We start from the raw sequence: 882 nt of genomic DNA, 5'->3' as shown, positions 1-882 counted from the left end.
GTGCAGCGATGTCCGCAGCATTGAACGAGCACGACTGCCACGAGGGCCGGCCCGGTGCCCTTGGCTGGGTGGTCCGGACGGCGAGGTGACGCGCTCCTACTGCATCATCACCACCGAGGCGAATGAGCTAGTCGCGCCGATCCACGAGAGGGTGCCCGTGGTGCTCGAAGAGGAAGACTTCGGGGTTTGGCTCGCAGAGGTGCCGGGTGATCCAGCGGCGCTGCTTCGGCCTCCSGCGGCGGACGTYCTGCYSTGCCRGCCGAAGAGGGGTTARTCACCCGTCTCTCGCTCRAAKGCGAAASGGAGACGCYCCTACCCAGGATACTTCGCCGCGACATCCRCCATGTCGATGCCCATGCCCTGGAGAGTCGCGGCGAGTTCCTGCCAACCAATCCAGCCCTCCGCATTGGAATCCACCATCCACTGYCGGAGTGCCGCTTTCACCTCGGGATCGTTCATAGCCCGRGCGTTGAAAGGGGAGCCGGCAGAGTCGAACGTCAGYGTCCGAACTTCGCCTTCCTTRAGCATCATCTCCACGATGCCATCCGSGTTGAAAACGACCTGGAACCGATCGGGCATSCSTCGYGCTCCATCYKRGAAGKCCGACKTGTATCATCTGCAGTCGGARRTGTGGAGGCGGCCGCCGGCAGCGACCATGGCGCGAAGCGASGTCTGYGCGTCTGGGKSCGAGCTCGTTGGCCGACGATGGCGAGCCGGCGWTGTGCAGGCCCSTGCCATGCCYTTCCGWTTTCTAAGGCTTAAGGACGACCTTGATRCAGCCGTCCTTCTTGTCCCTGAAGGTCTTGTAGAGRTCGGGACCTTCTTCGAGGGATGCGCGGTGCGTGATGACGAAAGAAGGGTCTATCTGGCCTTTCTCAATGC

The 882-nt window shown here is 62.8% G+C and carries 1 protein-coding gene and 1 pseudogene; one reads left to right on the top strand and one right to left on the bottom strand.

The features are described 5' to 3' along the window. The first annotated feature begins 85 nt into the window (after positions 1 to 85). Positions 86 to 274, top strand: a complete 189-nt coding sequence (locus AC1DWF_RS33065) for an SOS response-associated peptidase family protein (RefSeq protein ID WP_476842733.1) — start codon at positions 86 to 88, stop codon at positions 272 to 274. A 477-nt stretch (positions 275 to 751) separates the two neighbouring features. Here the strand turns inward: AC1DWF_RS33065 and AC1DWF_RS33060 are convergent. Then, positions 752 to 882: pseudogene (locus tag AC1DWF_RS33060) on the bottom strand (glutathione-dependent formaldehyde dehydrogenase); the annotation flags it as partial.

It is taken from the genome of Aminobacter sp. P4_D5, assembly GCF_056401815.1.
This window is presented reverse-complemented; position numbering and strand designations above follow the sequence as displayed.